This window comes from Amycolatopsis sp. YIM 10 (genome assembly GCF_009429145.1).
In the GTDB taxonomy this organism is placed as follows: domain Bacteria; phylum Actinomycetota; class Actinomycetes; order Mycobacteriales; family Pseudonocardiaceae; genus Amycolatopsis.
This window is the reverse complement of the sequence record NZ_CP045480.1, coordinates 9,932,725-9,959,536: the sequence shown is the minus strand read 5'-3', so window position 1 is coordinate 9,959,536 and position 26,812 is coordinate 9,932,725. Positions and strand designations below refer to the sequence as shown.

Genomic DNA, 26,812 nt, shown 5'->3' with positions numbered 1-26,812 from the left:
GGTTCCCAGGCTAGGCGTCGATCAGGTCGGCGCCAAGTCGGGTGCGGGCGTACCGGACGGAGCGCCCGTGCCGGGTGGCGGCCAGCAGCCCGGCCCCGGCCAGCGCCCGCAGGTGCCCGGAGACCGTGCCGGGCGCCAGGTCCAGCCGCCGCGCCAGCGCGGTGGTGGTCGACGGCTCGGCGAGCACCTGCAGCAGCAGCGCCCTGGTCCGGCCGAGCACCGCCACGAGTCGCGGGTCCGGGTCCCGCGCCGGGCGCCACAGCTCGGCGACCCCGCGTGCCGGGTAGAGCAGGGACGGCTGCCACGGCGGCACCAGGATCACGCCGACCTTCGGCCAGGCGAACACGCTCGGCAGCAGCAGAAGACCACGCTCGTCGAGCTGGGCGCGCGACCGTGACGCGCTTTCGACGGTCAGCACGTCACCGGTCAGCTTGACCCGCGAATGCAGATCGGCCAGCGCCAGCTCGATGCCGCCTTCGCCGAGCCGCCGCGTCCGGTGGTCGATGTCGGCGGCGAGCACCTCGCTCAGCCGCGGCCACTGCGGCTCGATCAGCTCGTGCCAGGCCAGTTCCAGCTGGTCGCCGAGCAGGTCGCGGGCCACCGCCGGGTCCTCGGGCAGGTGGCTGAGATCGGCGTCGACCATGGCCAGTTCCAGCGCCACCTGATCGGGCGGAGTGCGCCGCAGTTCGGCGAGCTGCGCTTCGACGGTGGTGCGCGGTCCCTGCGGCGGCGGGCTGAGGAACTCGGTGATGTAGCGCGTGGCACTCAGCACGGTGCGCAGTTCGGTGAGCGGGAGCGTGCGCGCGTGCTCGGCGGTGGTGCTCAGCCACGGGCCGTACGCCGGGTGCCGGCGCGCGCCTTCGAGCACCTGGATCGCGCCGAGCACCTCTTCGAGCGGGGAGATGGCGAACCGCAGGCGCTGCGTCCCGGTGGCGGTGAGCACCAGCTCGATCATCGGCTTCCTTTCGGATATGGCCGAATCATTATCGCGCACCCGCGGGGCACCGCAGGCTCGGCGCATGACCGAGACCCTGCTGCGGCACCGTTCCTATTGGCGCTGGTCGATGGGGGTGCAGCTGGCCCGCCTGCCGTCCGCCATGGCACCGCTGGCGTTCACCGTGCTGACCACCGCGACCACCGGTTCCTACCGCCTCGGCGGCGTGATGATGGCCGTTTTTGTGGTGGCCGAGCTGGCCGGTTCGGTACCGGCGGGCCGGTTGCTCGACCGGATCGGGCCGTCCCGCGGGCTGGTGCTCTTCCTGCTGTGCGCGGCGGCCGGGCTCGGTGGACTGGCGTTCGCCGCGTCGGCCGGAGCGTCCCCGGCGGTGCTGCTGGTGCTGGTCGTGCTGCCGGGACTGATCGCGGGCGGACTGTCCGGCGGGTTCCGCGCCCTGCTCGCGGGCACCGTCTCCGGTCCGCTGCTGCCGCGCGCGGTCTCGGTGGACGCCATGCTGATCGACGCGGTGATCATCGGCGGACCGCTGCTGGTCGCCCTGCTCGCCGGGTTCGGCGCGGTGCTGCCGATCGCCGCGATGGCGGTGGTGTTCGCGGTCTCGGCGCTGCTGGTCCCGCGCCGGGAAGCGCCGGTGCCGGTGTCCGGTGAGCGGCCGCCGCTGCCGATCCGCGCGGCCGTGCCGTGGCTGGCCTGCCAGTTCACCATCGGGCACCTGCTGTCCACGATCGAGGTCGCACCGTTCGCGCTGGCGCAGCGGCTCGGTGCTGCCGAAGGCGCGGCGGCGCTGATCATCACCGTGCTCTCCGGCGCGAGCATCGTCGGCGGCGCGCTGTACGCCTGGCGCGGTGTGCACCTGACCGTGTCGCCGCGCGCGCAGGCGATCACCCTGCTGGGCGGGTTCATCGCGGGCGGCTGCACGGTGGCGCTCGACCTCGGCTGGCCCGGCCTGCTCACCGGGGTGGTGCTGATCGGGTTCTGCACCGGTCCGCTGGTCACCGTGGCCTCGGTGCAGATGCAGGGCCTGCTGCCGGAGGGGCGCAGGTCGGAGGGGTTCTCGCTGACCTTCGTGGTGCAGGCGAGCGGGTTCGGGCTCGGCGCGCTGACCGTGGGTGTGCTGCCGTTGTGGCTGGCCCCGGTGTTCGGGGTGGCCAGCGCGGTGCTCGCCTGTGCCATCCTGGGCAGAGGCCCCGCGAGAGTAGTTGGCACGTTGCCAGCAACGTCGTAGCCTGGGGTCCCCAGACCGAGTAACCGGGAGACGCCGATGACCGCCGTCCAGCCGAAACCCGCCACCCAGGAGACGTTCGACTCGCTGAGCCCGGCCACCGACGAGGTGGTCGGCACCTATCCGGTGCACACGGCCGACGACGTCGAAGCCGCCGTCGCGCGGGCGCGCGACGCGGCCGCCTGGTGGGATTCGCTCGGCTTCGGCGGGCGCGCGCAGCGCCTGCAGCAGTGGAAGGGCGTGCTCACGCGGCGGCTCCAGCAGCTGTGCCAGGTCGTGCGCGACGAGACCGGCAAGCCGATCGCCGACGCGCAGCTGGAGTCGGTGCTGGCCATCGAGCACATCGCGTGGGCGGCCAAGAACGCCCGCAAGGTGCTCGGCCGCAAGCGCCGCCCGGCCGGGCTGCTGATGTCGAACCAGGCCGCGACGGTGGAGTACCTGCCGCTCGGGGTGGTCGGCGTGATCGGGCCGTGGAACTACCCGGTGTTCACCCCGCTCGGCTCGATCGCCTACGCGCTGGCCGCGGGCAACGCCGTGGTGTTCAAGCCGAGCGAGTTCACCCCCGGCGTCGGGAAGTGGCTGGTCGACGCGTTCGCCGAGGTGGTGCCGGAGCAGCCGGTGCTGCAGCTGGTCACCGGCTACGGCGCCACCGGCGCGGCGCTGACCCGCGCGGGCGTGGACAAGATCGCCTTCACCGGGTCCACCGCGACCGGCAAGAAGATCATGGCCGCCTGCGCCGAGACGCTCACCCCGGTGGTCATCGAGGCCGGCGGCAAGGACCCGGTGCTGGTCGACGAGGACGCCGACCTCGACGCCGCGGCCGACGCGACGGTGTGGGGTGCCTTCTCCAACTCGGGCCAGACCTGCATCGGCGTCGAGCGGGTGTACGTCCACGAACGGGTGCACGACGAGTTCGTCGCGAAGGTGGTGGAGAAGAGCAAGGCCGTGCGCGCCGGCTCGGACCACGACGCGCAGTACGGCCCGGTGACCATGCCCTCGCAGCTCAAGGTGATCAAGCAGCACATCACCGATGCCCTGTCGCGCGGCGGAAAGGCGCTGGTCGGCGGGGCCGACGCGGTCGGCGACCGGTACGCCCAGCCGACCGTGCTCGTCGACGTGCCCGAGGACGCCGAAGCGGTGCGCGAGGAGACCTTCGGGCCGACCGTGACCATCGCGAAGGTGGCCTCGATGGACGAAGCCGTCGAGAAGGCCAACGCCACGCGCTACGGCCTGGCCGCGACGGTCTTCTCGAAGTCGCGCGGCATGGAGCTGGCGCGGCGCCTGCGCACCGGCATGGCCGCGATCAACGCGCCGCTGTCCTTCGCGGGCATCGCCTCACTGCCGTTCGGCGGCGTCGGCGACTCCGGCTTCGGCCGCATCCACGGTCAGGAGGGCCTGCGCGAGTTCGCCCGCACCAAGGCCATCGCGCGGCAGCGGTTCACCGCTCCCATCGCGCTGACCACCTTCGACCGCAAGGAGAAGACCGACGCGCTGGTCGCCAAGCTGATCACCGTCATGCACGGGAAGCGCTGATCAGCTCGGCCGCCTTCTCGGCGACCATCACGGTGGGCGCGTTGGTGTTGCCCCTCGGCACCACGGGCATGATCGACGCGTCCACCACCCGCAGGTTCTCCACGCCGCGCACCTTGAGTTCTGGATCGACCACGGCCAGCTCGCCGGTGCCCATCGCGCAGGTGCCGACCGGGTGGTACAGCGTCTGCGTGTTCTGCCGCACGTGCTCGGTCAGCGCGTCGTCGTCGATGTCGTGGCTCTCGGGCAGGAACGGCCGGTCCAGGTAGCGCTTCAGCTCACCGCCGCGGCCGATCTCCATCAGCGTGCGCAACCCGGCCAGCATGGCGGTGAAGTCCGCCGGTTCCGAGTAGTACGACGGGTCGATTTCGGGACGCCACAAGGGATTCGCCGACCGCAGGCGCAGGCGTCCCCGGCTGGCCACCTCGACCAGGGTGGCCGCGGAGGTGAAGCCCGGGGTGGTCGGCTCACGCATCCCGTTGTCGTAGAACAACGTCGGCGCCACGTGGAACTGCATGTCGGGCGCGGCCAGCCCGTCGATGGTGGGCATGAACCCGCCCGCCTCGCCGACGTTCGAGGCCAGCGGTCCGCGCTTGGTGAGCTGGTAGCGCACCAGTCCGGCCGGGGTGGCGGCGTCGACCAGGTCGGTGGTGCCCTTGGTGGCCCAGATGATGCCGGCCGCCGGGTGGTCGTGCAGGTTCTCGCCGACGCCGGGCAGCGCCACGGCCACGTCGATGCCCAGCTCACGCAGGTGCTCGGCGGGCCCGATCCCGGACAGCATGAGCAACTGCGGTGAGTTGACCGCGCCGCCGGAGAGCAGGACCTCCCGCTCGGCGTACACCGGACGGTCGGCACCTTTGTCCAAATAGGACACACCGATCGCCTTGGTGCCGTCGAGCAGCACCTTCGTCGTCTGCGCGTGCGTGCGGACCACCAGGTTCTTCCTGGTCAGCGCCGGGCGGAGGTAGGCGTCGGCGGTGGACCAGCGGCGGCCCCTGCGACAGGTGACCTGGTAGAGCCCCGCGCCCTCCTGGTTCTCACCGTTGAAGTCGTCGGTGGGCTTGAGTCCCCAGGTGGTCGCCGAGTTCACCCAGGCGTGGGACAGCTCGTGGGTGAACACGCGGTCCTCGACGTGCAGCGGGCCGTCGGTGCCGTGCAGCGGACCACCGAGCCGGGTGTTGCCTTCGGCGCGGATGAAGTAGGGCAGCACGTCCTCGTAGCCCCAGCCCGCCGCGCCGTGCTCATCGCGCCAGCGGTCGTAGTCGGCGCGGTTGCCCCGGATGTAGATCATCGCGTTGATCGAGGAGCAGCCGCCGAGCACCTTGCCGCGCGGCCAGTAGCTCGTCTTGCCGAGGTACTTCTGCTCGACGGTCTCGTAGTTCCAGTCGTGCTGGGTCTTGAACAGCGAGGGGAAGGCGGCCGGGATGTGGAACTCGTCGTCGGTGTCCTCGCCACCCGCTTCCAGCAGCAGCACGCTGACCGACGGATCCGCGCTCAGCCGGTTGGCCAGCACGCACCCCGCGCTGCCCGCCCCGACGATGACGTAGTCGAAAGTCTCCCGCTCGGCCACGCTGCCTCCTGTTGTTGACCTTCCGCCAACCGATGATGGTCCGGTTCGGGCCCCGGTGGAAGGGGGGAACCGAGTGTCGCCCAGATGTCGGCGTTTGGCCACGCTCCGTACCGGCCGTCAGGCCGTTCCGGTTAATTACCGATCGGCAAGCAACCGTTTCCGTGATCGCTACGTCCCGACATCAGCAGCACCAAACACGAGCTCGCGCCAGCGAGCGGATGGGAGGCCCATCATGGGAATGCTGCGGAAGATCACCGGTGTGGTCGCGGGTTCCGCGGCGATCGGCGCGCTGGGGTTGTTCGCGGCCCCGAGCGCCAGTGCCGCTTCGATGCCGTGCAGTGCGAAGGCGTCGGCCTGCGTGGACCTGAGCGCCAAGCAGGCGTGGCTGGCCGAAGGTGGCGAAGTCACCTACGGCCCGGTGCCGATGGCGTCCGGGAAGTCCGGCTACCGGACCCCGCCGGGAACGTTCAAGGTCACTTACAAGGACATCGACCACTGGAGCAAGGCCTTCGACGGGCCCATGCCCTACTCGGTGTTCTTCACCACGAGTGGCATCGCCTTCCACGAAGGCAACATCAAGCAGCAGTCGCACGGCTGCATCCGCTTGACGCACAACGCGGCCGTCACCTTCTACCGCGCCCTGCAGCCGGGCGAGGTGGTCGAGGTCGTGCGCTGAACCGGTACCGCGCCGCCGGTTGAGCACGCCGCAGTCCGGTGGGTGGCTTCTGTCGGGGGGCTACCCACCGGTTTGCCGGTGACCGTGAAGTAGGCTCTGGGTGTACCGCTGACCTGCACACATAGGGAGCCGACCAGCCGTGGCCCGAGTCGTCGTGGACGTCATGCCCAAGCCGGAGATCCTGGACCCGCAAGGCCAAGCGGTGGCGGGCGCGCTGCCCCGGCTCGGCTTCGAGGGCGTGACCGACGTCCGCCAGGGCAAGCACTTCGTGCTCGAAGTCGACGACTCCGTCGACGACGAGACGCTGGCGAAGATCGCCGAGGGCCTGCTGGCCAACCCGGTGATCGAGGACTGGACCGTGCGGCGGGTGGACGCGTGAGCGCCCGCATCGGGGTCATCACCTTTCCCGGCACGCTCGACGACGTCGACGCCTCCCGCGCCGCCCGCTACTCCGACGCCGAGGCCGTGCCGCTCTGGCACGCCGACCACGACCTGCGCGGGGTCGACGCGGTGATCGTGCCCGGCGGCTTCTCCTACGGTGACTACCTGCGCTGCGGGGCCATCGCGAAGTTCGCCCCGGTGATGACCGAGGTGGTCGAGGCGGCCGCCAAGGGCATGCCGGTGCTCGGCATCTGCAACGGCTTCCAGATCCTGTGCGAGGCGGGGCTGCTGCCGGGGGCGCTGGTGCGCAACCACAAGCTGCACTTCGTCTGCCGTGACCAGTGGCTGCGGGTGGAGAACAACACCACCGCGTGGAGCACCCGGTACGAGCAGGGCGCGGAGATCCTGGTCCCGCTGAAGTCCGGCGAGGGCGGTTACGTGGCCGACCAGCCCACCCTGGACATGCTGGAGGGCGAGGGCCGGGTGGTCTTCCGCTACGTCGGCGAGAACCCGAACGGCTCGCGCAACGACATCGCCGGCATCACCAGCGCGAACGGCCGTGTGGTCGGCCTGATGCCCCACCCGGAACACGCCATCGACGCCCTGACCGGCCCCTCGGACGACGGCCTGGGCATGTTCTACTCCGCCGTCGACACCCTGACCGGCGCCCTAACCAGCTGACTGGCACTCCACACCCTCCCCAAACCAGCTGCCAAAACCGCCACCCGGCAACGGCAGCCGACCACCTACCCACCCAGCCCTTCCCCATCCCCGCTCCACAGCCAAACACGGTCTTCGCCGTAGTCACAATCAAACAGCGGGGTGGCCACCCGCCGGAACAACAGCCATCCCGCCGGAACAGCCATCCCGGGCGGACCCTCAGGCCGTAGCCGCCTGAACCAACCTCGCGTAGGGCCCATCAGCAGCCAGTAGCTCTTCGTGGGTACCCAGCTCTGTGATGGTGCCGCCGTCGATGACGGCGACCCGGTCCGCGGCGGCCGCGGTGTGCAGGCGGTGCGCGATGGCGATCACCGTCCGCCCGGCCAGTACCTGCGTGAGCGAGCGTTCCAGCTCCCGCGCCGAACCCGTGTCCAGCAGTGACGTCGCCTCGTCCAGTACCAGGGTGTGCGGGTCCGCCAGCACCACGCGCGCCAGCGCCAGCTGCTGCGCCATCGCCGCGGGCACCGCACTCGAGGACAGCTTGGTGTCCAGGCCGTCCGGCAACGAGCGCGCCCACGAGCCCGCGCCCACCGAGTCCAGTGCGTCGAACAGCGCCTCGTCCGACCACGTCCCCGCGGGCAGCGTCAGGTTCTCCCGCAGCGTGCCCGCGAAGACGTGGTGTTCCTGCGTCAGCAACAGCACCTCACCCCGCAGCACGTCCTCCGGCAGCCGCGAGACCTCCGCGCCGCCGATGGTCACCGAACCCGAATCGGGCGCGGCGATGCCCGCCAGCAGGCGGCCGAGGGTGGACTTCCCGGCACCCGACGGCCCGACGATCGCCAGCCGCTGCCCGCGCGGGATCGACAACGAGATGCCGTGCAGCACCTCGCGGTCCGCCGAGTAGCCGAAACGCACGTCCCGCACTTCGATCTCGGTACCCGATGGCGATTCGGCGCCCGTGGGCGGCGTGGAAGCCGCGTTCCGCACACCGATCACCCGGCGCAACGCGGTCCCCGACACCTGCACGTCCTCGATCCACCACAGCAGTTCGTCCAGCGGACCGGCCATGATCTGCATGTACAGCACCATCGTGGTGATGGTGCCCAGTCCGACCCAGCCCCGCGTGTACGCCCATGCGCCGATCAGCAGCATCGCGGCCACCGGCAGCGCGTGCGAAAGCTCCAGCCAGGGAGCCCACCTGACCTGCAGTTTCCGCAGGTGGCGCTCACCGTCGACGGCGCGTGCCAGCCGTCGGTCGCCGTCGGCGACGCGGCGTTCGATCATGCCCAGCGCGTCCGCGGTCCGGGCGCCCTCGGTGGACTCGTGCAGTCCCGACTGCACGTCGCCCCAGGCGTCCAGCATGCGCTCGATCACCGACGGCACCCGCCGCCAGTACCACCGGGTCGGCAGGTACAACACCGGCACGGCGACCAGCAGGCCAAGCGCCAGCAGCGGCGAGGTGAGCACCATGGCCACCACGGTCAGCGCGACGGTGATCAGCGCGACGGTGATTTCCGGTACCGCGTAACGCATCGCGTAGTCGACTTTGTCCACATCGGACGTTGCGCGGCTGAGCAGGTCGCCGGTGCCCGCCGCCTCCACGGTGCCGAGCGGCAGCTTCAGCGCGTCCCCGACGAACTCCTCGCGCGTTTTCGCCAGCACCCGCTCGCCCAGCAGGCCCGCCCGCCGGTTGGCCGCCTTCTTCAGCACGGCCTGCACCACCAGCACCACCACGAAGACCAGCGCCAGCAGATCCAGTGACAACCCGCCGCCTTCGACCACCGAGTCGACCAGCAGTCCCAGCACCTGCGGGCCGACCAGCCCGGCGGCGCCCGCCAGGCAGAAGAACAGGATCACCAGCACGAACTCCCGGCGGAACGCCTTCATCGTGCCGATCGCCCAGCCGCGGGCCTGCGCCACGTCGGCCAGCGGCAGCTTCAGCTGCACGGTTGTCTCTCCTTGACCACGTATTCGTCGGCGACCGCCCGCCACAGCGGGCTCTGGCTGAACACCACCGTGGTCCGGCCCCGCCGCAGCTCGGCGACCCGTTCGGTGATGCGTGCCTCGGTGTGCGCGTCCACGGCGGACGTCGGCTCGTCCAGCAGCAGCACGTCCGCGTCCAGCGCCAGCGCCCTGGCCAGGTTCAGCCGCTGCCGCTGCCCGCCGGAGACCTCCCGGCCGCGTTCGCCGATCAGCTCGTCGAGCCCGAGCGGCAACGCGTCCACGATGTCGTCCGCGTCCGCCGCGGTGAGCGCGGCTTCCACGGTGACCGAGCCGGGCGTGACGATCTGCTCCCGCAGCACTCCCGAGAACCAGACGTCCTGGTTGTGCGCGTACACCACCCGCGAGCGCAGCTCGGCCAGTGCCGCGCGCCGGACGTCCACTCCGGACACCAGCACCGGCTCGGCCGGGTCGGTGAACCGCGCCAGCCGGGCGGCCAGCTCCTCGGCGTCCGGCGACTCGACCACGGTCAGCTTCCCGGCGACCGCGGTGAAGCCCGATTCGGTGTCGTGCAGTTCGAGCGGACCGTCTGGCAGTGCGATCGGGTCGGCGGCGTCGGTCAGTTTCGGCCGCAGGTTCAGCATCTTGCAGACCTTCCGCGCCGCCACCATCGCGCCGGAGAACGAACCGGCCGCCTCCGTGGTGGTGCTCACCGGGATGATCAGGAACGCCGAAGCGCCGTAGAAGGCGACCAGTTCGCCGACGGTGATCGTGCCCGCGACCGCCAGCTTCGCCCCCAGCCACGTGATCGCCACGGTGACCAAACCCGGCAGCAGGACCTCGGCGCCGACCAGCCACGAAGTGCTGCTGGCCACCGCGTTGCCCTGCTCGCGCACGCGCTGGCTGGCGGTGGCGAACCGCTTCGCGAACTGCCGCTCACCACCGACGCCGCGCAGCACGCGCAGGCCCGACACGATGTCCGCGGCCAGCGCGTTCACCGTGGACAGATCCTCGCGCTGGGCCTCCTGGCGACGTTGCAGCGGTGCGATCAGCGGGCCGATCCCGGCCACCGCCAGCGGCACGCCGACCAGCGCGACCGCGGCCAGCAGCGGCGAGGTGCCCAGCAGCACGATGCCGACGGTCAGGAAGGCGACCACCGCGCCGAGCACCCGGCCGAACACCTCGAAGATCGCGCCGACCCGGTTCTCGTCCGAGGACGCGATCGCCATCATGTCGCCGGTGTCCGCCTGCCCGCGCAGCCCGGCGCCGAGCCGCAGCGTGTGGTGCGAAACCAGGCGCTGCGTGGTGGACGCGGCGTGCAACCACATGCCGTGCGCGCTGAACAGCAATCCCGCGCCGAACACCGTCTGCAGCACACCGAGCCCGGCGATCAGCACCACGTTCCAGACCAGCGCGGCGGTGTCCGCGCCGGCGATGCCCGCGTCGATCGCCTGGCCGACCACCAGCGGCAGCAGCGCGCCCGGCACCAGCCACAGCGCGCCAAGCACCGCCGTGCCCCCGGCCAGCCACGGCCGCGACCGCAGCACCGCCAGCAGATAACCCAGCGGGGTCAGCCGCTCGGGCAGGCGCACGTCCGGCGCGGGATACGGTTTCTCGGACACGGTTTTCGACGGTATGCGGGAGTCGCCCGCGCGAGCGACCGATTTTCCGCGACCACCCAGCGAGGTGCCGTCAGTCACACACGTATCCCCGGCCCGCCACCCACCACCACCCTCAACGGGGGCGCTCCGCGCCACAGTTACTCTTCTAGTCGTGGCCTCCCCCAACGCGGACACCGTGACCAGCACCGATACCACCGAGCACGCCGCGGCGACGCCCGACGTGCCGCAGCCCTATCTCGAGCTCGGCCTGGCCGAGGACGAGTACGCCCGGATCCGGGAAATCCTCGGCCGCCGTCCCACCGACGCCGAACTGGCGATGTACTCGGTGATGTGGAGCGAGCACTGCTCGTACAAGTCGTCGAAGGTGCACCTGGGTTACTTCGGGGAGACCACCACCGACGAGATGCGGTCCAAGATGCTGGCGGGCATCGGCGAGAACGCCGGTGTGGTCGACATCGGCGACGGCTGGGCGGTCACCTTCAAGGTGGAGAGCCACAACCACCCGTCCTACGTGGAGCCCTACCAGGGCGCGGCCACCGGCGTCGGCGGCATCGTGCGCGACATCCTGGCGATGGGCGCGCGCCCGCTCGCGGTGGCCGACCCGCTGCGCTTCGGCCCGGCCGACGCGCCGGACACCCGCCGCGTGCTGCCCGGCGTGGTCGCCGGGGTGGCCGGGTACGGCAACTGCCTCGGCCTGCCGAACATCGGCGGTGAGGTCGTCTTCGACGAGAGCTACGCGGGCAACCCGCTGGTGAACGCGCTGTGCGTGGGCGCGATGCGCGTCGAGGACCTGCACCTCGCGCACGCTTCGGGCACCGGCAACAAGATCATCCTGTTCGGCGCGCGCACCGGCCTCGACGGCATCGGCGGCGTTTCGGTGCTGGCCAGCGACAGCTTCTCGGAGAACACCGGGCGCAAGAAGCTGCCCAGCGTGCAGGTCGGCGACCCGTTCACCGAGAAGGTGCTCATCGAGTGCTGCCTCGAACTGTTCGCGCAGAAGCTGGTGGTCGGCATCCAGGACCTCGGCGGGGCCGGGTTGTCCTGCGCCACCTCCGAACTGGCCGCCGCCGGTGACGGCGGAATGCACATCGTGCTGGACCGGGTTCCGCTGCGCGCCGAGGGCATGACCCCGGCGGAGATCCTCTCCAGCGAGTCGCAGGAACGCATGTGCGCCGTGGTCGCACCGTCCGATGTGGACGCTTTCATGGCGGTCTGCGCCAAGTGGGACGTCACCGCCACCGAGATCGGCGAGGTGACCGACGGCGAGCACCTGGTGATCACCTGGCACGACGAGGTCGTGGTGGACGTGCCGCCGCGCACCGTGGCGCACCAGGGCCCGGTCTACCACCGCCCGTTCGCCCGTCCGTCCACTCAGGACGCTCTGCAGGCGGACACCACGGCGTCGCTGGAGCGCCCGTCGACCGGGGACGAGATCCGCGAGACGGTGCTGAAGGTGATCTCCTCGCCGAACCAGGCGTCGAAGGAATGGGTCACCAGCCAGTACGACCGCTACGTGCGTGGCAACACCGTGCTGGCGCAGCCGTCGAACTCCGGGGTGATCCGGATCGACGAGTCGACCGGCCGCGGTGTCGCCGTGTCCACCGACTGCAACAGCAAGTTCGTCTATCTCGACCCGTACCTGGGCACCCAGCTGGCGCTCGCGGAGTCCTACCGCAACGTGGCCACCAGCGGCGCCACCCCGGTCGCGGTGACCAACTGCCTGAACTTCGGCGCGCCGACCGATCCCGGCGTGATGTGGCAGTTCGAGCGCGCCGTGCACGGCCTCGCCGACGGGTGCGCGGAACTGGGCGTGCCGGTGACCGGCGGCAACGTCAGCTTCTTCAACCAGACCGGGGACACCGCGATCCTGCCGACGCCGGTGGTCGGCGTGCTCGGCGTGATCGACGACGTCCGCCGCCGCATCCCGACCGGGATCGGCGCGGAGGCGGGGGAATCCCTGCTGCTGCTCGGTGACACCCACGACGAGCTGGACGGTTCGGCCTGGGCGCACATCGTGCACGGGCACCTCGGCGGCCTGCCGCCGAAGGTGGACCTGGCGCGCGAGAAGCTGCTCGCCGAGATCCTGGTCGCCGGTTCGCGGGACGGGATGATCTCCGCCGCGCACGACCTGTCCGACGGCGGCCTGGCGCAGACGCTGGTCGAGACCGTCCTCATCGGACAGTGCGGCGCCAGGGTGGTGCTGGACGACGAGCAGGACCCGTTCGTGCAGCTGTTCTCCGAGTCGGCCGGCCGGGTGCTGGTCGCCGTGCCGCGGACCGAGGAGCTGCGGTTCACCGAGATGTGCACCGCGCGCGGCCTGCCGTGGCGCAAGACCGGTGTGGTGGACCCGGACTCGGGCTCGCTGGAGATCCAGGGCGTGACCAGCTTCGGCCTCGACGAGCTGCGGGAGACCTGGGAGCGCACGCTCCCCGCCCTGTTCGACTGAGCGCTCAGGGCCGGACGGCGACGATCCGCACGTCGCCGTTCGGCTGGCGCTGGGTTTCCAGGCCGGCCGGCAGCTCGTGTTCGCGCTCCGGGCGGACCAGCGTGTGGTACAGCTCCAGCGGCACCGGCACCGCGGTGATCCGGAAGTCCAGGTAATCGTCGAACTTCGTGCGGTGCAAGCTCAGCGAATCGGCGAAGGTGGTGCCCTCGAACACCGCCTCGTCGCTGAACACCGCGCCTGCGAAGGAGACCTGCTCGCCGAATTCGCTGCGCTCGAAGTGGGCAGCGGCGAGAAATTTGGTGCCGCTGAACCAGCCCCGCCCGATGGTCGAGTCGTGCAGGCGCAGCTTGCCGTGCAGTTCCGCCGCGGTCATCCACAGTGGACCTTCGATACGCATCTCGTGGAATCGCGTCGACCGGTGAAGGCTGGCGTGGCGCAGGGTGAGTTCGCCGACGCGGCGACCCGACAGGTCGAACTGCTCCAAGGTGGCGGTGGTCAGGTCGAGGTTGTACACCTCGGCTTCGGTGTCGTCCCGCTTCGGGAGCAGCTCGGCGATCAGGCGCTGCGCGGTCTGCCGGACCACACGCTCGCGCTCGTTTTCCGGCTGCTCGTCCTTTTGCTCGAACGGGCGGCGCAGATAGGAACACAGCACGTCGAGCACGGTCTGCCGATAGGCCACCCGCGTCCGCGCCAGGCCCGCCAGCGCGTGCAGGGCACCCACGCGGACCTGGTCCGCGTCGTCACCGAGCAGTTCGACGGCCTTCGCGAAACGCTCGTCGGAAACCCGTTCCAGGTCACGTTCGGCCCGGTGGCTTTCCAGCACGTGCCGCTGCCGCTCGATCTCCTGCCTGCCCTCTTCGACCTTGCGCCGCCGGTCGTTGAGCCACAGCGCGTACAGCGCGACGATGGCCCCACCGGCGAGACCACCCGTGCGCAGTGCGTCGGCACGGGTGGTCTTCGGATCGGTGAGCAGCCAGGCACTGATCCCCACCAGCAGCACGACCGCGAGCGCGATCGTCAGTGCCAGCGGGGACTTCAGCGCACGCCGCACGAACTCAGAAGGCGTAGAAGGTGCTGATGCAGAACCCGGCGTCGTCGAAGTTCGTCGCACTGACCGAACCCGAGACCGAGCGGCCGCTTTCGGTGCCGGTGATGTCCGCGCTCACCAGCGTCTCGTCCGGCGGGGCCGAGGCGACGGTGTAGCTGCCCTGGCCGTCGATCGCGTAACCGACCGTGGTCTCCAGCAGACTCGCGGTGCTGGAGCAGGCCATCGACAGCGCGCCGGACTTGTCACCGGAGTTGACCTTGCTGATGAACTCGTCGATCACGGCCTTGCCGTCGGTCTTGCCGGACGGGGCGCTGCTCGGCTTCGACGAGCCCTTCGGGCTGGACGACTTCGGCCCGGACGAGGGCTTGGACGAGGACTTGCCGCTGCCGGTGTTGCTGGCGTTGCCGAGGCCCTTCCAGCACCACTTGTCGCCCGCCTGCACCAGGGTGCCGTCGAACTGGCTGGTGTCGCCGTCCTTCTTCTCGGTCACCTCGACCGTGGCGGTGTACTCGGTGTCGGACTTCTTCGTCGGCCCGCTGACCAGCTTGGCCGCGCTCAGCTCGTTGAGGTTGTCCGGCACCTGCTTGACGGTCTCGTCGGCGTCCGCGCAGATCAGCCCCTGCATCGCGGTCCTGTCCTGCGTGTTCAGCGCGGCCACGATCGCGTTCGTGGTGCCCTCGGGGCCTTCCTTGTCGTCACCGAGGAAGAAGCCCGGCGCGACGAACCCGGTGATGCCCAGCGCCACCAGCACGACAACGCCGATGGTGAGGCCGATCCACAGCCCGGTCTTGCCCTTCTTCGGCGGCGGGGTGCCGTAGCCGCCCTGCTGCGGGTAGCCCTGGTACTGCTGGTTCGGGTCGTACCCCTGCTGTTGCTGCTGGCCGTACTGGTCGTAGCCGGGGTACTGCTGCTGTTGCTGGCCGTACTGGTCGTAACCGGGCTGCTGGCCAGGTTGCTGGAAGCCGCCTGACTGGGGGTACCCGCCCTGGCCCTGCCCCTGGCCGTACGGGTCGGGTTGCTGGCCGTACGGCTGCCCCGGCTGAGGTGGGTACGTCATGTCAAGCCTCCGTGAGTACTGCGTGCGCGAGCTGCGCCCCATAGCTGCGACGCGGAGACGGAGGCCCGGGTTCCCCGAGTCCGTGCGCGTTGCCCCTGACCGGCATTCTGCCTGGTCGGGCCGGAAGGTGGGGCAACCGGGATCAGAAAGCGAACACCGCGGCCACGCACGGGCCGGTGCTCAGGTCACCGGCACCGAAGGTGGCGTGCACCTGCTGCCCGCCGGCCGACCCGGTCGCGGTGGCGACCACGGTGCCCGGGGTGTCCGAGGTGACCTCGTCGATGGTCAGGTTCGGTTTCTTGGCCACCAGCTCGTCCACGGTCGACTGGGTCGAGCCCTCCGAACCGTCGCAGACGAAGCTCATCGCCCCACTGGCGTCCGCGGCGTTGATCTTGTCGACCATGTCGCGGATGACCTTCTCCACCGCGGCGTCCCCGGTCCCACCGGGATTCGACTTGCTGCTCGGGGCCTTGCTCGGCGCGCTCGACGGGGCCTTCTTCGACGACGGCGCCTTGCTCGGCTCGCTCGGCGGCGCCTGGCTGCTGGTCTGGCCGCCGGCGGTGTTCGTCGGCTCGTCCTTGCTCAGGAAGAAGCCCGGCGCGACGAAGCCGGTGATGCCCAGTGCCACCAGCACGACCACACCGACCGCGATGCCCGCCCACAGCCCGGCCTTGTTCTTCTTCGGGGGCGGCCCGCCGAAGCCGTCGCCACCACCCGGGTAGCCCTGGTACTGCTGCGTCGGCTGCCCGTACTGGTCGTAACCCGGCTGCTGGCCGTAGGGCTGCTGCTGACCGTACGGCTGCTGTTGCTGCTGGCCGTAGGGGTCGTAACCGGGCTGCTGGCCGTATGGCTGGCCCTGCTGCGGGAAACCGCCCGATTGCGGCTGACCCGGTTGACCTTGCTGGCCATAGCCGCCCTGGCCGTACGGATCGGGCTGCTCACCGTAGGGCTGCCCCGGCTGCGGTGGGTAGGTCATCAGGCTGCCTTCCGTGAAGCGGGCGTTGCGGGTCGCATCTCACCACACTGCGAGCTGCGGCGCGGCCCATTCTTCCGGCTGGGATGGCCAGAAGCACAGCGGCTCCCGGAAATGGCTGGTCACGACACGGTGAACAGCCCGACACACGCCTCGCCGATGGCCGCGGTGGCGGTCACGCTGGCTTCCACCGGCTTGCCGCCGGCGGTGCCGGTGACCTGCCCGGTGAGCACCTTCGACGACTTGGCCTGGAGGCCGCTCACCGCCAGCGATGGCTTCTGCGCGGCGAGCGCGCCCACGGCCGAATCGTCACCACGGCCGCCCGCGCACATGAGCTCCTTCGCCCCGTTCGCGTCACCCGCGTTCAACGCGGCGACGAAGTCCTTGATCACCTTTTCGACACTGGCGTCGGCGGGACCGGAGCCGCCTCGGCCACCCGGCGCGGGCTCGGCGGACGACGGTGCCGGGCTCGGTGTTTCCGTCGGCCGGGAGGAAGGCGGCGTGGTGGTGCGGGCGGGGGCGCTGCTGGTGGTGGCCGGAGCCGCCACGGGTTCGGGGTCGCCGGTCAGGAAGCCGGGGGCGATGAACGCGGTGAACCCCAGCACGGCCAGCACCACCACCCCCGCGGCGATACCGATCAGCAGCCCGGTCGGCGGTTTTCTCCCCGGCTCTTCGTAGGTCATCGGGCTGCCCTCCGTTCGGCGCGGTCGACACCGGAAGGTCTACCGAGTTCGCCTTGGAGCGCCCTTAGCCCGGCTGAGAGATCCCGGGGGATCCCGGCCAGCGGAATCCCCCGGGAGCCCGGCTCAGCCCGTGGCCATCTTCTGCAGCTGGGCGTAGTCCCCGTTCCACCGGTTGAAGTCGATCGGGGTCGAGGTGTACTGCCAGAAGGAGTAGAAACCCCAGCCGTGCGGCAGGGTCCCGACGGACGAGCTGTAGCGCGCGACCCAGAGCGGCACGGTGCTGCCGAAGTTCTGGCTGGTGCCGACGCACTGGTTCCACCAGCTGGTGGAGGTGTAGATGACCGGCCAGCGACCGGTGCGCGCGTGGTAGCGGTCGTGGAACTCGCGGACCCACGCCCCCATCGACGCCTGCGACTTGCCGTAGCAGGTCGCGCCGTACGGGTTGTACTCCATGTCGAGCGCACCCGGCAGCGTCTTGCCGTCACCGGACCAGCCGCCGCCGTTGTTCACGAAGTAGTCCGCCTGCGCGGCGCCGGACGAGCGGTCCGGCAGCGCGAAGTGGTACGCCCCGCGGATCATGCCGATGTTGTAGGAACCGTTGTACTGCTGGGTGAAGTACGGATTCTTGTACCCCGTGCCCTCGGTCGCCTTGACGAAGGCGAACCGCTTGCCCTGGTTCCACCAGTTCTGCCAGTTGACGTTCTGCTGGTGCCCGCTCACGTCGATGCCCTCGACGCTGGCCAGCACCTGCTTCCCGTCCGGCCCGACGGCGGGTTCCCGCCGGGCGGCTTCCTTGGTCTCCTCGGTGGAGTGGTCACCCTCCACCAGCCGGATCTGGGAGCCGATCGGATGGTCGTACTTGCGCACGTACTCATCCACGGGCAGCCCGTCGATGAAGGCCGGTACCGCTTCAGCGGGGGCGGTGCCGGTGTCGTCGTTGTAGGTGCTCGCTGATGCAGGGGCGAGCGTGCCCAGCAGGAGCAGGCCTGCCGAGATGGTGACGACCGCGCCGGAAAGGCGACGGCTTCTTCGCATGGACATAGGGGAATCCCTTCACATATACCCTCGCGGTGAACGGCTCACTGCAGGTGACCGCTCGAGCGTTGATTGTTAACGACCGAGTCGGCTTTGTCACGAAATCGCGTGAAAGATCTGTCTGCGGTGAGTAATTTTCGGGTCAGCCGCCGGCCATGGCGGTGACGCGGTCCTCGGTGCCGTTGAAGTAGTTCTGGTCGCCGGGCAGGGCGCCGGCGTCGGCCCACTGCCAGATGCTCTGGTGCGCCCAGCCGGCGGGCAGCGGCCCGATTTCCGGCGCGTACCTGGCCAGCCAGAGCGGGTTCGTCCCGCCGAACGCGGCGGTGTCGCCGGTGCACTTCTTCCACCAGCTGGTGGAGGTGTAGATGGCGGGCGCGCGGCCGGTGCGCTGCGCGTAGGTGTCGGAGAAGTCCTTGATCCACGCGGTCATTCCGGCGGCGTCGCGGCCGTAGCACTTGTCGTCGCTGTACGGGTTGTACTCCACGTCGAGCGCGCCGGGCAGCGTCCTGCCGTCACCGGACCAGCCGCCGCCGTTGTCCACGAAGTAGTGCGCCTGCTCGGCGCCGCCGGAGACGTCGGGGCGCGCGAAGTGGTAGGCGCCGCGGACCAGGCCGGCGCCGTGCGCGCCGTTGTACTGCTGGCCGAACCGCGGATTGGTGAAGCCGGTGCCTTCGGTGGCCTTGACGTAGACGAACTTCGCGCCCGCGCCCGCCGCGGCGGGCCAGTCGACCGCGCCCTGGTGCCCGCTGACGTCGTGGCCAAGCGTCTGGCCTTCGGCCGCGTACCGGCCGTGGTCGGGAACCCCGTGCACGCCTTCGATGGCGGCGATCTGGGAGCCCGCCCGGTTGTTCTCGGCGAGCGAGTAGTCGGCGGTGGCGGGGACGGCGCTGATCGCCGGCGCGATCAGGGCCAGCCCGGCGCACATCGCGAGACACGGAAACGGGCGCATCGCATCGCTCCTGCCGCGTAGGGGCTGATCATCCAGTCGACACGATGCCTCCATCGAGCCAACTTCGCGCGGCGAGCGTCCCGCGATCGAGTGAATCAGCCCTGGTCAGCGGCTTCCTCGGCGAGCGCCTTCAGCAGGTGCTCGGCCGGCACGACGGCGGTCACCACGTCGTGCGGATTGATCGCCACCGGGTGCCCGGCGAGCAGTTCGACCATGTCCCGGCCGAGCACCGCGCGGGCGTGCGGCCAGTCCTTCGGCACCAGGCTCTTCGCGGTGTAGGCGGGCACGAGCACCCGGCCGTCGGTGTTGTGGAAGCCGATCACCGTGCGCTGGACCGGCGACATGGCGTAGACAAAAAGCGTCGAGTCGAGAATGACCCGCGGCAGGTCGCCCGCCGGGCGGTGCTTGGTCCGGACCAGTTGCAGCAGCCGCTCCAGCTCGTTGCCCGGCTCGGGAAAACCGAGTGCCTTCGGCGACGGGCGGTACCGGTCGTTGGGGTGGAAGTCCTCGACCACGTCGCCCGCGGTGTTCACCGGGTACGCGCCGACCACCGCCCACGAGGGCACCGGGCCGTTCGGGTCGAAGGCTTCGTCGATCACGTACAGCCAGCTGTCCGGATTGGCCCTGGCGTTCGCGCGCATCTCGTCGGTGATCTTCGGGATCGCCACCGGGCGGCCGTCGGCCGTGGCCCGGTCCGAGTCATCGCGCTGCGCCATGTCGTTCCTTCGAATCCTGGGTTTTGAGCAAGCCGGATGAGCGCCCACTCTACTGTGGAGCGCATGCCCGCTTCGCGTTCGGTCGACCCCGCTGAGTTACGGACCGCGGTGGCCGCGGTCGTACCCTGGCTGACCGGGGACGGTCCGGAGCCCGCGCGCCAGGAACTGGCCAAGGCGGTCCGGCTGAGCCTGCGCACGCTGGCCGCCGACGCGCCGGGCCGGTCGGTGGAGGTGCGGGTGCCGCCGTTCGCGGCGGTGCAGTGCGTGGACGGGCCGCGCCACACCCGGGGCACGCCGCCGAACGTGGTGGAGACCGATCCGCGCACCTGGCTGGAACTGGCCACCGGGCGGCTCGACTGGGCCGCCGCGGTGGACGCCGGGCGGGTCAGCGCGTCGGGAAGCCGCGCCGACCTCGCCCACTGGCTGCCGATCCTGCGGTTGTGAGTGAGTGGCGGCGGCCTAGTTCTTGCGGCCGATGCCGCCGGCGATGCAGTGCTGGACCTGGTTGAGCGGCTTGATCCGGGGGCCGTCCGGCCACCAGTCGGCGCAGCGGGTCAGGCCCGGCTCGACCATCTCCAGGCCGTCGAACAGTTCCAGCAGCTCCTTGTGCGTGCGGAAGGTGCCCGAGCCCATCGGGCTGTGCACGAACACTTCCTCCATCTTGCGGGCGACCGGGCTGTGCTCGTTCTCCGGATCGAGGAAGTGGCTGATCACCACGTACGACCCCGGCGCCAGCGCGTCGATGTACTCGCGCATGATCTGGGCAGGCTCAGCCGGGTCACCGACGTGGTGGTGCAGCGTGCCCGCCTGCAGCAGCGCGATCGGCTGGCTGAAGTCCAGGTTCGCCTTCACGTCCTCGTTCTCCAGCACCTCGCGCGGCTTGAAGATGTTCGCCGAGGTCAGGTGGGTCTGGTCGTTCTCCTCCAGCAGCGCGCGCCCGTGCGCGAGCACCACCGGGTCGTTGTCCACGTAGACCACCACCGAGTCGGGCACCAGGCGCTGCACGACCTGGTGCGTGTTCTCCGCGGTGGGCAGGCCGGAGCCGAGGTCGAGGTACTGCGTGACGCCGGTCTGCCCGGCGAGGAACCGGCACGCCCTGATCAGGAAGCCGCGGTTCTCGGTGGCCAGGTCCTGCGCCTCCGGCGCCTTCTGCTGGACGCCGCGGAGCACCTCGCGGTCGATCTCGTAGTTGTCCTTCCCGTTGAGGAAGGCGTCGTAGACCCTGGCGATGCTGGCGCGCGTGGGGTCCACCCCCACCGGTACGCGTTCGGACGAAGCAGCGGTTCCGGCAGGCATGGCGGACCTCCTGGGATTGTGAACTGGACCACGTTCCACGTAGCGTAGGGGGGTACGTCCAGTGGGTAAACGAGGGCGGGCTTGACAGTGCACAATGGATATGTACGTTGGGTGGTCGCCTCACTGCTGGTGTGAGTGAACAGGGAGCTGGAGCGCAAGTGACCTCGATCGAGGGGCCAGGCGGTGAGTCCTTCGGGCCCACCGCTCGTCGCATGGTGCTCGGCACCCAGCTCCGCCGCCTCCGCGAGCGCGAGGGCGTGACCCGCGCCGAGGCCGGTTACAGCATCCGAGCCTCCGAATCCAAGATCAGCCGCATGGAGCTGGGCCGCGTCGGCTTCAAGGAGCGCGACGTCGTCGACCTGCTCACCATGTACGGCGTCGACGACCCCGAAGAGCGCTCCGCCTTCGTCGAGCTGGTCAAGCAGTCCAACCAGCCGGGCTGGTGGAACCGCTACAACGACCTGATGCCCCGCTGGTTCGACGACTACGTCGGGTTGGAAGAGGCTTCGCAGCGCATCCAGACCTACGAGCTGCAGTTCGTGCCCGGCCTGCTCCAGACCGAGGACTACGCGCGGGCGATCGTCAGCCACGGCCGCCCCGAGTCGCGGGACGACGACGTGGAGCGCCGCGTGGCGATCCGCATGCGGCGGCAGAAGCTGCTCAACCGGCCGGAGGCGCCGCGGTTGTGGGCGGTGGTCGACGAGTCGGTGCTGCACCGGCCGATCGGCGGCCGAAAGGTGTTCAAGGAGCAGTTGGACCACCTGCTCGAGATGACCACCATGTCGCACATCTCGTTGCAGGTGGTGCCGTACCGGCTGAGCGGTTACTCCGCGGAGGGCGCGTTCACCCTGCTGCGCTTCGCCGAACCCGAACTGCCGAACATCGTGTACATCGAACACCTCGCCGGCGCGCTCTACCTGGAGAAGCTGGCGGACTTCGAGTTGTACAGCCGTGCGCTGGACAGGCTGGCGGTGGACGCCGAAACGCCGGAGCGCAGCCGCACCACCATCGCGAAGATCCGCGCGGAACTCTGATCGCCCGCGAATCTCACTTTTTGTGACCGCGAGGCCGGTCTGGTCGGTTCGTGTTCACACCTTCGTGGGAAGTTGTCAACCACTGTCCTCACGCTATGAGAACAGGTGGCGGATTTACTGCACGTGCATCCTCATCTGCGGAACTGCGTGCTAGAGTCATCAGCACAAGTCAAATGCACGTGCATTTGCACCCGCTGAACATGTAAATCCGGAAGGTGGGGGATCGAAGTGCCGCAGGTCTCGAACGGCATGCCCGCCGATCTGCTCGCCGGTGCGCAGTGGCGGAAGAGCTCCCGCAGCGGCGCGCTGGGCAACTGCGTCGAGGTCGCCCCGCTGGCCACCGGGGAGATCGCGGTCCGCAACTCGCGTTTCCCCACCGGACCCGCCCTGGTCTACACCCGGGCCGAGATGGCGGCCTTCCTGGCCGGAGCCAAGGACGGAGAGTTCGACGATGTCCTCAGCTGATCTCGTGGCAGCCGCCCCGGCGCCCCCGGTCAGTGACACCGAGACCGGACTGCGGCGGCTGATCGACCGCGGTTTCCAGTTCGTCCACCCGCGCAGCCCGGAGGGCGAGGTGCTCGCCGTGGTGGGCATCCGCGCGCACGAAAACGTCATCGACGTGGTGCGCCTGCACGCCGAGGACGACGTGATCGCCACCAGGATGCCCGGCGGCGAACCGGACATCCTCGCCCCGCGCACCACGCTGTGGCAGGTCAGCGGTTCCGTGCTGACCGTGATCGACCAACTGCTCGCCCTGCCCGACCAGCCGGCCGAAGTCGCGGTCGCGGCCGAAACCGGCGGCCAGGGCGGCCGGGGCTGCTGGGTGCCCGGCCGCGGCGGCGCGGCCAAGTGGCTGCCGGCGAGCGCTTGAGTTTCCGGCCGCGCTTCGGCACGGCGGCGAAGTCGTACTACCGGCCCCGGGTGACCTGGTCACCCGGGGCTTTCGCATGTGGACGGACCGCGGTGTGATGCCGCGCGCAGCCCGGCGGATCCGCCGGATCAGCGTTTACACTGGCCCTGCCTGACCACTTCTCCAGGGAGCTCCTCGGTGGTATCCGACCAGTCGACTACTGGACCTGCCGTTACCGACCAGCCCGACCCGGAACCCCGCGAGGAATGCGGTGTCTTCGGTGTCTGGGCGCCCGGCGAGGAGGTCGCGAAACTCGCCTACTACGGGCTCTACGCACTGCAGCACCGCGGGCAGGAAGCCGCGGGCATCTCCGTCTCCGACGGCAAGCAGATCGTCGTGTTCAAGGATCTCGGCCTGGTCAGCCAGGTCTTCGACGAGCAGGTGCTGTCCTCGCTGCAGGGCCACATCGCGGTCGGCCACTGCCGGTACTCGACCACCGGCTCGACCATCTGGGAGAACGCGCAGCCGATCTTCCGCACCACCGACACCGGCAGCGGGCTTTCCTTCGCCCACAACGGCAATCTGGTCAACACCGCCGAGCTGCGGGAACGCACGCTGGCCGCCGGGCTCAAGCCGCACGCCGGGCTGACCGGTTCCTCCAGCGACTCCGACCTGGTCTGCGGGCTGCTCGCGTCCGCGGCCGCCGACCGCGGGATCGAGGCCGCCGCGCTGGACCTGCTGCCCACCCTGCGCGGTGCGTTCTGCCTGGTCTTCGCGGACGAGTCGACGCTGTACGCCGCGCGCGACCCGCATGGCGTGCGCCCGCTGGTGCTCGGCAGGCTCGAACGCGGCTGGGTGGTCGCGAGCGAGACGGCCGCGCTGGACATCGTCGGCGCTTCGTTCGTGCGCGAGGTCGAGCCGGGCGAGCTGATCGCCATCGACGCCGAGGGCCTGCGTTCCTCGCGGTTCGCCAACCCGGAGCCCAAGGGCTGCGTCTTCGAATACGTCTACCTGGCCCGCCCGGACACCTCGATCGCCGGTCGCAGCGTGCACGCCACGCGGGTGGACATCGGCAAGCGGCTGGCCAAGGAGTTCCCCGCCGACGCCGACCTGGTCATCCCGGTGCCCGAGTCGGGCACGCCGGCGGCCATCGGATACGCGCAGGCCAGCGGCATTCCGTACGGCTCGGGCCTGGTGAAGAACGCCTACGTCGGCCGTACCTTCATCCAGCCGTCGCAGACCATCCGCCAACTGGGCATCCGGCTGAAGCTGAACCCGCTGCGGGACGTGATCCGCGGCAAGCGGCTGGTGGTGGTGGACGACTCGATCGTGCGCGGCAACACCCAGCGCGCGCTGGTGCGCATGCTGCGCGAGGCCGGTGCGCTGGAGGTCCACGTCCGGATCGCGTCGCCGCCGGTGCGCTGGCCGTGCTTCTACGGCATCGACTTCGCCTCCCGCGCCGAGCTGATCGCCAACGGCGTCGACGCGGACGGCGTGCGTCGGTCCATCGGCGCCGACTCGCTCGGATACGTTTCACTCGAAGGGCTGATCGCGGCCTCCGAGCAGCCGAAGTCACGCCTGTGCTCGGCGTGCTTCGATGGTGAGTACCCGATCGCGTTGCCGGATGACGCGCTGATCGGCAAACACCTGCTGGAAAGTCTGGATGCCGCCGACGGTGCCGCCAAACCCGTCACTCCTGCGGGGTACGGTGCCGAAGACGCCGTCCGGCGTCCCTAGTCGTTTCTCCCAAGGACGGAGACCGCTTTCGTGAGCGAGTCCACGAGCGCAACCTACGCCGCGGCCGGCGTCAGCATCGATGCCGGGGACGAGGCGGTTGAGCTGCTCAAACCGCATGCCCAGCGGGCGACGCGGCCCGAGGTGCTCGGCGGGGTCGGCGGGTTCGCCGGGCTGTTCTCGCTGAAGCTGGACCGCTGGAAAGAGCCGGTGCTCGCCTCCTCCACCGACGGCGTCGGCACCAAGATCGCCGTGGCGCAGGCGCTGGACAAGCACGACACGGTCGGCATCGACCTGGTCGCCATGGTGGTCGACGACCTGGTGGTGACCGGGGCCGAGCCGCTGTTCCTCCAGGACTACATCGCCGTCGGCAAGGTGGTGCCGAAGAAGATCGAGGCGCTGGTCGGCGGCATCGCCGAGGGCTGCGTGCAGGCCGGGTGCGCGCTGCTCGGCGGGGAGACCGCGGAGCACCCCGGGATGATGGGCGAGCACGACTACGACATCTCGGCGACCGGGGTCGGCGTGGTCGAGGCCGCCGACGTGCTCGGGCCGGAGCGGGTCCGCCCCGGTGACGTGGTCATCGCGATGGGTTCTTCCGGACTTCACTCGAACGGGTACTCCTTGGCGCGCCACGTGCTGCTGGAGATCGCCCGGATGCCGCTGGACGGCCAGGTCGAGGAGTTCGGCCGCACGCTCGGCGAGGAACTGCTCGAGCCGACCAAGATCTACGCGAAGGACTGCCTGGCCCTGGCCGCCGAGACCGAGGTGCGCACGTTCGCGCACATCACCGGTGGCGGCCTGGAGGCGAACCTCGCGCGCGTGATGCCGCGCGGGCTGGTGGCCTCGCTGGAGCGCGGCACCTGGACGCCGGCGCCGGTGTTCCCGCTGATCGCGCACCGCGGCCGGGTCGAGCGCGCCGAGATGGAGAAGACCTTCAACATGGGGGTCGGCATGGTCGCCATCGTCGGGCCGGAGGAGGTCGACCGCGCGCTCGCCGTGCTGACCGCGCGGCACGTGCCCGCCTGGGTGCTCGGGGACGTCCGGCCCGCCGAGGACCCGGACGGTCCGCGGGCGGTGCTCTCCGGTGACCACCCCCGGTTCTGATCTCCGCGTCGGTTCCCGGTTCGTGATCCCGGCCGGCGAACTGGCCGAGCGGTTCTCCCGGTCGTCGGGTCCCGGCGGCCAGGGGGTGAACACCACGGATTCGCGCGTGGAGCTTTCGTTCGACGTGGCGCGTTCGCCTTCGGTGCCGGAGTCGTTGCGGGCGCGCCTGCTCGACCGGCTCGCCGGGCGGTTGGTGGACGGCGTGCTGACGATCGCGGCGAGCGAGCACCGGGCGCAACTGGCGAACCGGGAGGCGGCTCGGGCTCGACTGGTGATGGCGTTGTCCGAGGCCGCCGCGCCACCGCCTCCGCCGCGCCGCCCGACAAAACCGACGCGTGGCTCGAAGGAACGCCGGATCGCGGCGAAGAAACGACGCGCGGACGTCAAAAAAACCCGGCGTCGCGGCTACGACGACTGACCGTGCCGTGAATGCGGCTTTCGCAGCGTGAATATGCCGTGAAAGCCACATTCACGGCCGGTGCCGATGTCGCAAATGTGGTTTTCGAGACAGAAAGCCGGTCAGTTGCGGTCGGCGGTGGCCAGGTGCCGCGCCGCGGGCCGGTCGACACCGCACCGGGCGCAGCGCGTGCCGCTCCAGACGACTCTCGAGCGCGCGGCGTACTGCCGGTGTTGCCCGCCGACGCCGCGCCGCAACTGCGGCGGGATGACCGGCGGGCGCGGCCACCAGTTCCGGGTCAGCGCGGCGCCGATCGTGGCGCCGGCGGTGTTCAGCAGGACGTCGTCGGCGGAGGTGACCCGCCCGGCCTGGATGACGAACTGCATGGTCTCCACCAGCAGCGACACGCTCAGCGCGGCCACGGTGACCCGAGGAATCGTGCGCAGGGCGGCGACCCGCAGCGGCAGCAGCGCGCCGAGCGGCAGCAGCAGCACCAGGTTCCCGGCGATCTGCCAGAGCGATCCCTGCCCCGACAACGCCAGATCGAGGTCGGTGCCCGGGGCCAGCTGGAGCGTGCTCCCGCTCGCCCCGGGAATGGGCATCGCCACCAGCACGAAGGCCAGGGTGCCGATCAGGGTGATGACCGAATCCGCGCCCGCGGTGAGTACCGCGAAGCGCGCGGGTCTTCTTCTTCGCCGCCGCTGGGCGGCCAGTAGGAACCAGCCCGCCGCGGTGAAGGGCAGGGCCATGAAACCGATCGTGATCAGGATGCCGAAATCTCGCAGCAGCGCATCCACGCGTTCCCCTTTCCCGAACGCATCAGCTGAATGGGTGCCGGAAAACGCGCTGTCGCGTTTTGGCGGTGACAAGATCACCATCGCATCGGCCGATGGGATCGGCACGCCGGGGAACCCGCCCGAATAGGTGATCTTC

General features: G+C 70.3%; 27 protein-coding genes. 14 read left to right on the top strand and 13 right to left on the bottom strand.

All coding sequences use genetic code 11. The features are described from left to right. Positions 1 to 10 precede the first annotated feature (10 nt). Entirely contained in the window at positions 11 to 955 is a 945-nt protein-coding gene (locus tag YIM_RS46365) for a DUF5937 family protein (RefSeq protein WP_153036376.1), read from the bottom strand. A gap of 16 nt (positions 956 to 971) precedes the next feature. Here YIM_RS46365 and YIM_RS46360 point away from each other — a divergent pair, with 16 nt between their 5' ends. Continuing rightward, entirely contained in the window at positions 972 to 2,180 is a 1,209-nt protein-coding gene (locus YIM_RS46360; RefSeq protein ID WP_370468938.1) for an MFS transporter, read from the top strand. A 36-nt stretch (positions 2,181 to 2,216) separates the two neighbouring features. Beyond that, on the top strand, positions 2,217 to 3,710 hold the full coding sequence (locus tag YIM_RS46355; RefSeq protein ID WP_153036375.1) for an aldehyde dehydrogenase family protein: 1,494 nt from the start codon (positions 2,217 to 2,219) through the stop codon (positions 3,708 to 3,710). Here the strand turns inward: YIM_RS46355 and YIM_RS46350 are convergent. Further along, entirely contained in the window at positions 3,691 to 5,277 is a 1,587-nt protein-coding gene (locus tag YIM_RS46350) for a GMC family oxidoreductase (protein ID WP_153036374.1), read from the bottom strand. The two genes, YIM_RS46355 and YIM_RS46350, sit on opposite strands and share 20 nt — an antisense overlap. Before the next feature lie 232 nt (positions 5,278 to 5,509). On the opposite strand from YIM_RS46350, the gene YIM_RS46345 reads away from it, so the two are divergent. The 3 genes from YIM_RS46345 to purQ all read left to right on the top strand — a co-directional run bounded on the left by YIM_RS46345 (position 5,510) and on the right by purQ (position 7,015). After that, positions 5,510 to 5,953, top strand: a complete 444-nt coding sequence (locus tag YIM_RS46345; RefSeq protein WP_370468937.1) for a L,D-transpeptidase — start codon at positions 5,510 to 5,512, stop codon at positions 5,951 to 5,953. 139 nt (positions 5,954 to 6,092) lie between these two features. Continuing rightward, a complete protein-coding gene (purS, locus tag YIM_RS46340; RefSeq protein WP_153036373.1) occupies positions 6,093 to 6,332 on the top strand; it encodes a phosphoribosylformylglycinamidine synthase subunit PurS in 240 nt (79 codons plus the stop codon). Next, positions 6,329 to 7,015, top strand: a complete 687-nt coding sequence (gene purQ / locus YIM_RS46335; RefSeq protein ID WP_153036372.1) for a phosphoribosylformylglycinamidine synthase subunit PurQ — start codon at positions 6,329 to 6,331, stop codon at positions 7,013 to 7,015. Before purS ends, purQ begins: the two co-directional genes overlap by 4 nt. Before the next feature lie 198 nt (positions 7,016 to 7,213). On the opposite strand, the gene YIM_RS46330 is transcribed toward purQ, so the two are convergent. Further along, positions 7,214 to 8,881: an ABC transporter ATP-binding protein gene (locus YIM_RS46330; RefSeq protein WP_153037701.1), complete on the bottom strand. Its 1,668-nt coding sequence runs from the start codon at positions 8,879 to 8,881 to the stop codon at positions 7,214 to 7,216. A 50-nt stretch (positions 8,882 to 8,931) separates the two neighbouring features. Then, on the bottom strand, positions 8,932 to 10,557 hold the full coding sequence (locus YIM_RS46325; RefSeq protein WP_228004435.1) for an ABC transporter ATP-binding protein: 1,626 nt from the start codon (positions 10,555 to 10,557) through the stop codon (positions 8,932 to 8,934). Positions 10,558 to 10,732: 175 nt separating this feature from the next. Between YIM_RS46325 and purL the strand changes: the two genes are divergently transcribed. Then, complete coding sequence (gene purL / locus YIM_RS46320; RefSeq protein WP_153037699.1) at positions 10,733 to 13,003, top strand: phosphoribosylformylglycinamidine synthase subunit PurL; 2,271 nt, start codon at positions 10,733 to 10,735, stop codon at positions 13,001 to 13,003. 4 nt (positions 13,004 to 13,007) lie between these two features. Here purL and YIM_RS46315 read toward each other — a convergent pair whose 3' ends face one another. The 7 genes from YIM_RS46315 to YIM_RS46285 all read right to left on the bottom strand — a co-directional run bounded on the left by YIM_RS46315 (position 13,008) and on the right by YIM_RS46285 (position 19,464). Further along, positions 13,008 to 14,054: a pentapeptide repeat-containing protein gene (locus tag YIM_RS46315; RefSeq protein WP_153036371.1), complete on the bottom strand. Its 1,047-nt coding sequence runs from the start codon at positions 14,052 to 14,054 to the stop codon at positions 13,008 to 13,010. Between the two features lie 4 nt (positions 14,055 to 14,058). Next, positions 14,059 to 15,108: a hypothetical protein gene (locus tag YIM_RS48840; RefSeq protein WP_194239975.1), complete on the bottom strand. Its 1,050-nt coding sequence runs from the start codon at positions 15,106 to 15,108 to the stop codon at positions 14,059 to 14,061. A gap of 142 nt (positions 15,109 to 15,250) precedes the next feature. Next, the gene (locus YIM_RS46305; protein WP_153036370.1) at positions 15,251 to 16,084 is read right to left on the bottom strand and encodes a hypothetical protein; all 834 of its coding nucleotides are present in this window, start codon (positions 16,082 to 16,084) and stop codon (positions 15,251 to 15,253) included. A gap of 119 nt (positions 16,085 to 16,203) precedes the next feature. Then, positions 16,204 to 16,764: a hypothetical protein gene (locus YIM_RS46300; protein WP_153036369.1), complete on the bottom strand. Its 561-nt coding sequence runs from the start codon at positions 16,762 to 16,764 to the stop codon at positions 16,204 to 16,206. A 123-nt stretch (positions 16,765 to 16,887) separates the two neighbouring features. Beyond that, positions 16,888 to 17,799 (bottom strand): lysozyme, encoded by a 912-nt coding sequence (locus YIM_RS46295; RefSeq protein ID WP_370469052.1) that lies wholly within the window; start codon positions 17,797 to 17,799, stop codon positions 16,888 to 16,890. Positions 17,800 to 17,941: 142 nt separating this feature from the next. Continuing rightward, positions 17,942 to 18,748: a lysozyme gene (locus YIM_RS46290; protein ID WP_153036367.1), complete on the bottom strand. Its 807-nt coding sequence runs from the start codon at positions 18,746 to 18,748 to the stop codon at positions 17,942 to 17,944. Positions 18,749 to 18,843: 95 nt separating this feature from the next. Then, complete coding sequence (locus tag YIM_RS46285; RefSeq protein ID WP_153036366.1) at positions 18,844 to 19,464, bottom strand: type VII secretion system-associated protein; 621 nt, start codon at positions 19,462 to 19,464, stop codon at positions 18,844 to 18,846. 63 nt (positions 19,465 to 19,527) lie between these two features. On the opposite strand from YIM_RS46285, the gene YIM_RS46280 reads away from it, so the two are divergent. Then, entirely contained in the window at positions 19,528 to 19,908 is a 381-nt protein-coding gene (locus YIM_RS46280) for a sterol carrier family protein (protein ID WP_153036365.1), read from the top strand. 15 nt (positions 19,909 to 19,923) lie between these two features. On the opposite strand, the gene YIM_RS46275 is transcribed toward YIM_RS46280, so the two are convergent. Beyond that, positions 19,924 to 20,721: an SAM-dependent methyltransferase gene (locus YIM_RS46275; protein WP_194240391.1), complete on the bottom strand. Its 798-nt coding sequence runs from the start codon at positions 20,719 to 20,721 to the stop codon at positions 19,924 to 19,926. Between the two features lie 197 nt (positions 20,722 to 20,918). Here YIM_RS46275 and YIM_RS46270 point away from each other — a divergent pair, with 197 nt between their 5' ends. The 6 genes from YIM_RS46270 to arfB all read left to right on the top strand — a co-directional run bounded on the left by YIM_RS46270 (position 20,919) and on the right by arfB (position 25,900). Continuing rightward, the gene (locus tag YIM_RS46270; RefSeq protein WP_370468936.1) at positions 20,919 to 21,794 is read left to right on the top strand and encodes a helix-turn-helix domain-containing protein; all 876 of its coding nucleotides are present in this window, start codon (positions 20,919 to 20,921) and stop codon (positions 21,792 to 21,794) included. Between the two features lie 249 nt (positions 21,795 to 22,043). Continuing rightward, positions 22,044 to 22,259 (top strand): DUF397 domain-containing protein, encoded by a 216-nt coding sequence (locus YIM_RS46265; protein ID WP_153037696.1) that lies wholly within the window; start codon positions 22,044 to 22,046, stop codon positions 22,257 to 22,259. Then, positions 22,246 to 22,665, top strand: a complete 420-nt coding sequence (locus YIM_RS46260; protein ID WP_194239974.1) for a hypothetical protein — start codon at positions 22,246 to 22,248, stop codon at positions 22,663 to 22,665. Before YIM_RS46265 ends, YIM_RS46260 begins: the two co-directional genes overlap by 14 nt. Before the next feature lie 177 nt (positions 22,666 to 22,842). Further along, positions 22,843 to 24,381, top strand: coding sequence for an amidophosphoribosyltransferase (gene purF, locus YIM_RS46255; protein ID WP_153036363.1), 1,539 nt, complete (start codon positions 22,843 to 22,845; stop codon positions 24,379 to 24,381). Between the two features lie 30 nt (positions 24,382 to 24,411). Continuing rightward, the gene (purM, locus tag YIM_RS46250; protein WP_153036362.1) at positions 24,412 to 25,482 is read left to right on the top strand and encodes a phosphoribosylformylglycinamidine cyclo-ligase; all 1,071 of its coding nucleotides are present in this window, start codon (positions 24,412 to 24,414) and stop codon (positions 25,480 to 25,482) included. Then, entirely contained in the window at positions 25,463 to 25,900 is a 438-nt protein-coding gene (gene arfB, locus YIM_RS46245) for an alternative ribosome rescue aminoacyl-tRNA hydrolase ArfB (protein ID WP_153036361.1), read from the top strand. The genes purM and arfB overlap by 20 nt, the downstream gene beginning before the upstream one ends. A gap of 101 nt (positions 25,901 to 26,001) precedes the next feature. Here the strand turns inward: arfB and YIM_RS46240 are convergent, their stop codons facing one another. Beyond that, complete coding sequence (locus YIM_RS46240) at positions 26,002 to 26,628, bottom strand: VanZ family protein (RefSeq protein ID WP_194239973.1); 627 nt, start codon at positions 26,626 to 26,628, stop codon at positions 26,002 to 26,004. Here YIM_RS46240 and YIM_RS48835 point away from each other — a divergent pair. Beyond that, positions 26,627 to 26,803 carry a hypothetical protein gene (locus YIM_RS48835; protein ID WP_194239972.1) on the top strand — a complete coding sequence of 59 codons (177 nt, stop codon included), beginning with the start codon at positions 26,627 to 26,629 and terminating at the stop codon, positions 26,801 to 26,803. The genes YIM_RS46240 and YIM_RS48835 overlap by 2 nt on opposite strands. The last annotated feature ends 9 nt before the right edge of the window (positions 26,804 to 26,812 follow it).

Coding starts and splice junctions, on each gene's coding strand:
- YIM_RS46365 (WP_153036376.1), bottom strand. CDS start 955: ATGATCGAGCTGGTGCTCACCGCCACCGGGACGCAGCGCCTGCGGTTC.
- YIM_RS46360 (WP_370468938.1), top strand. CDS start 972: ATGGCCGAATCATTATCGCGCACCCGCGGGGCACCGCAGGCTCGGCGC.
- YIM_RS46355 (WP_153036375.1), top strand. CDS start 2,217: ATGACCGCCGTCCAGCCGAAACCCGCCACCCAGGAGACGTTCGACTCG.
- YIM_RS46345 (WP_370468937.1), top strand. CDS start 5,510: ATGGGAATGCTGCGGAAGATCACCGGTGTGGTCGCGGGTTCCGCGGCG.
- YIM_RS46330 (WP_153037701.1), bottom strand. CDS start 8,881: ATGAAGGCGTTCCGCCGGGAGTTCGTGCTGGTGATCCTGTTCTTCTGC.
- YIM_RS48840 (WP_194239975.1), bottom strand. CDS start 15,108: ATGACGTACCCACCTCAGCCGGGGCAGCCGTACGGCCAGCAACCCGAC.
- YIM_RS46305 (WP_153036370.1), bottom strand. CDS start 16,084: ATGACCTACCCACCGCAGCCGGGGCAGCCCTACGGTGAGCAGCCCGAT.
- YIM_RS46300 (WP_153036369.1), bottom strand. CDS start 16,764: ATGACCTACGAAGAGCCGGGGAGAAAACCGCCGACCGGGCTGCTGATC.
- YIM_RS46295 (WP_370469052.1), bottom strand. CDS start 17,799: ATGCGAAGAAGCCGTCGCCTTTCCGGCGCGGTCGTCACCATCTCGGCA.
- YIM_RS46290 (WP_153036367.1), bottom strand. CDS start 18,748: ATGCGCCCGTTTCCGTGTCTCGCGATGTGCGCCGGGCTGGCCCTGATC.
- YIM_RS46285 (WP_153036366.1), bottom strand. CDS start 19,464: ATGGCGCAGCGCGATGACTCGGACCGGGCCACGGCCGACGGCCGCCCG.
- YIM_RS46280 (WP_153036365.1), top strand. CDS start 19,528: ATGCCCGCTTCGCGTTCGGTCGACCCCGCTGAGTTACGGACCGCGGTG.
- YIM_RS46265 (WP_153037696.1), top strand. CDS start 22,044: ATGCCCGCCGATCTGCTCGCCGGTGCGCAGTGGCGGAAGAGCTCCCGC.
- YIM_RS46260 (WP_194239974.1), top strand. CDS start 22,246: ATGTCCTCAGCTGATCTCGTGGCAGCCGCCCCGGCGCCCCCGGTCAGT.
- YIM_RS48835 (WP_194239972.1), top strand. CDS start 26,627: ATGAAACCGATCGTGATCAGGATGCCGAAATCTCGCAGCAGCGCATCC.
- YIM_RS46240 (WP_194239973.1), bottom strand. CDS start 26,628: ATGGCCCTGCCCTTCACCGCGGCGGGCTGGTTCCTACTGGCCGCCCAG.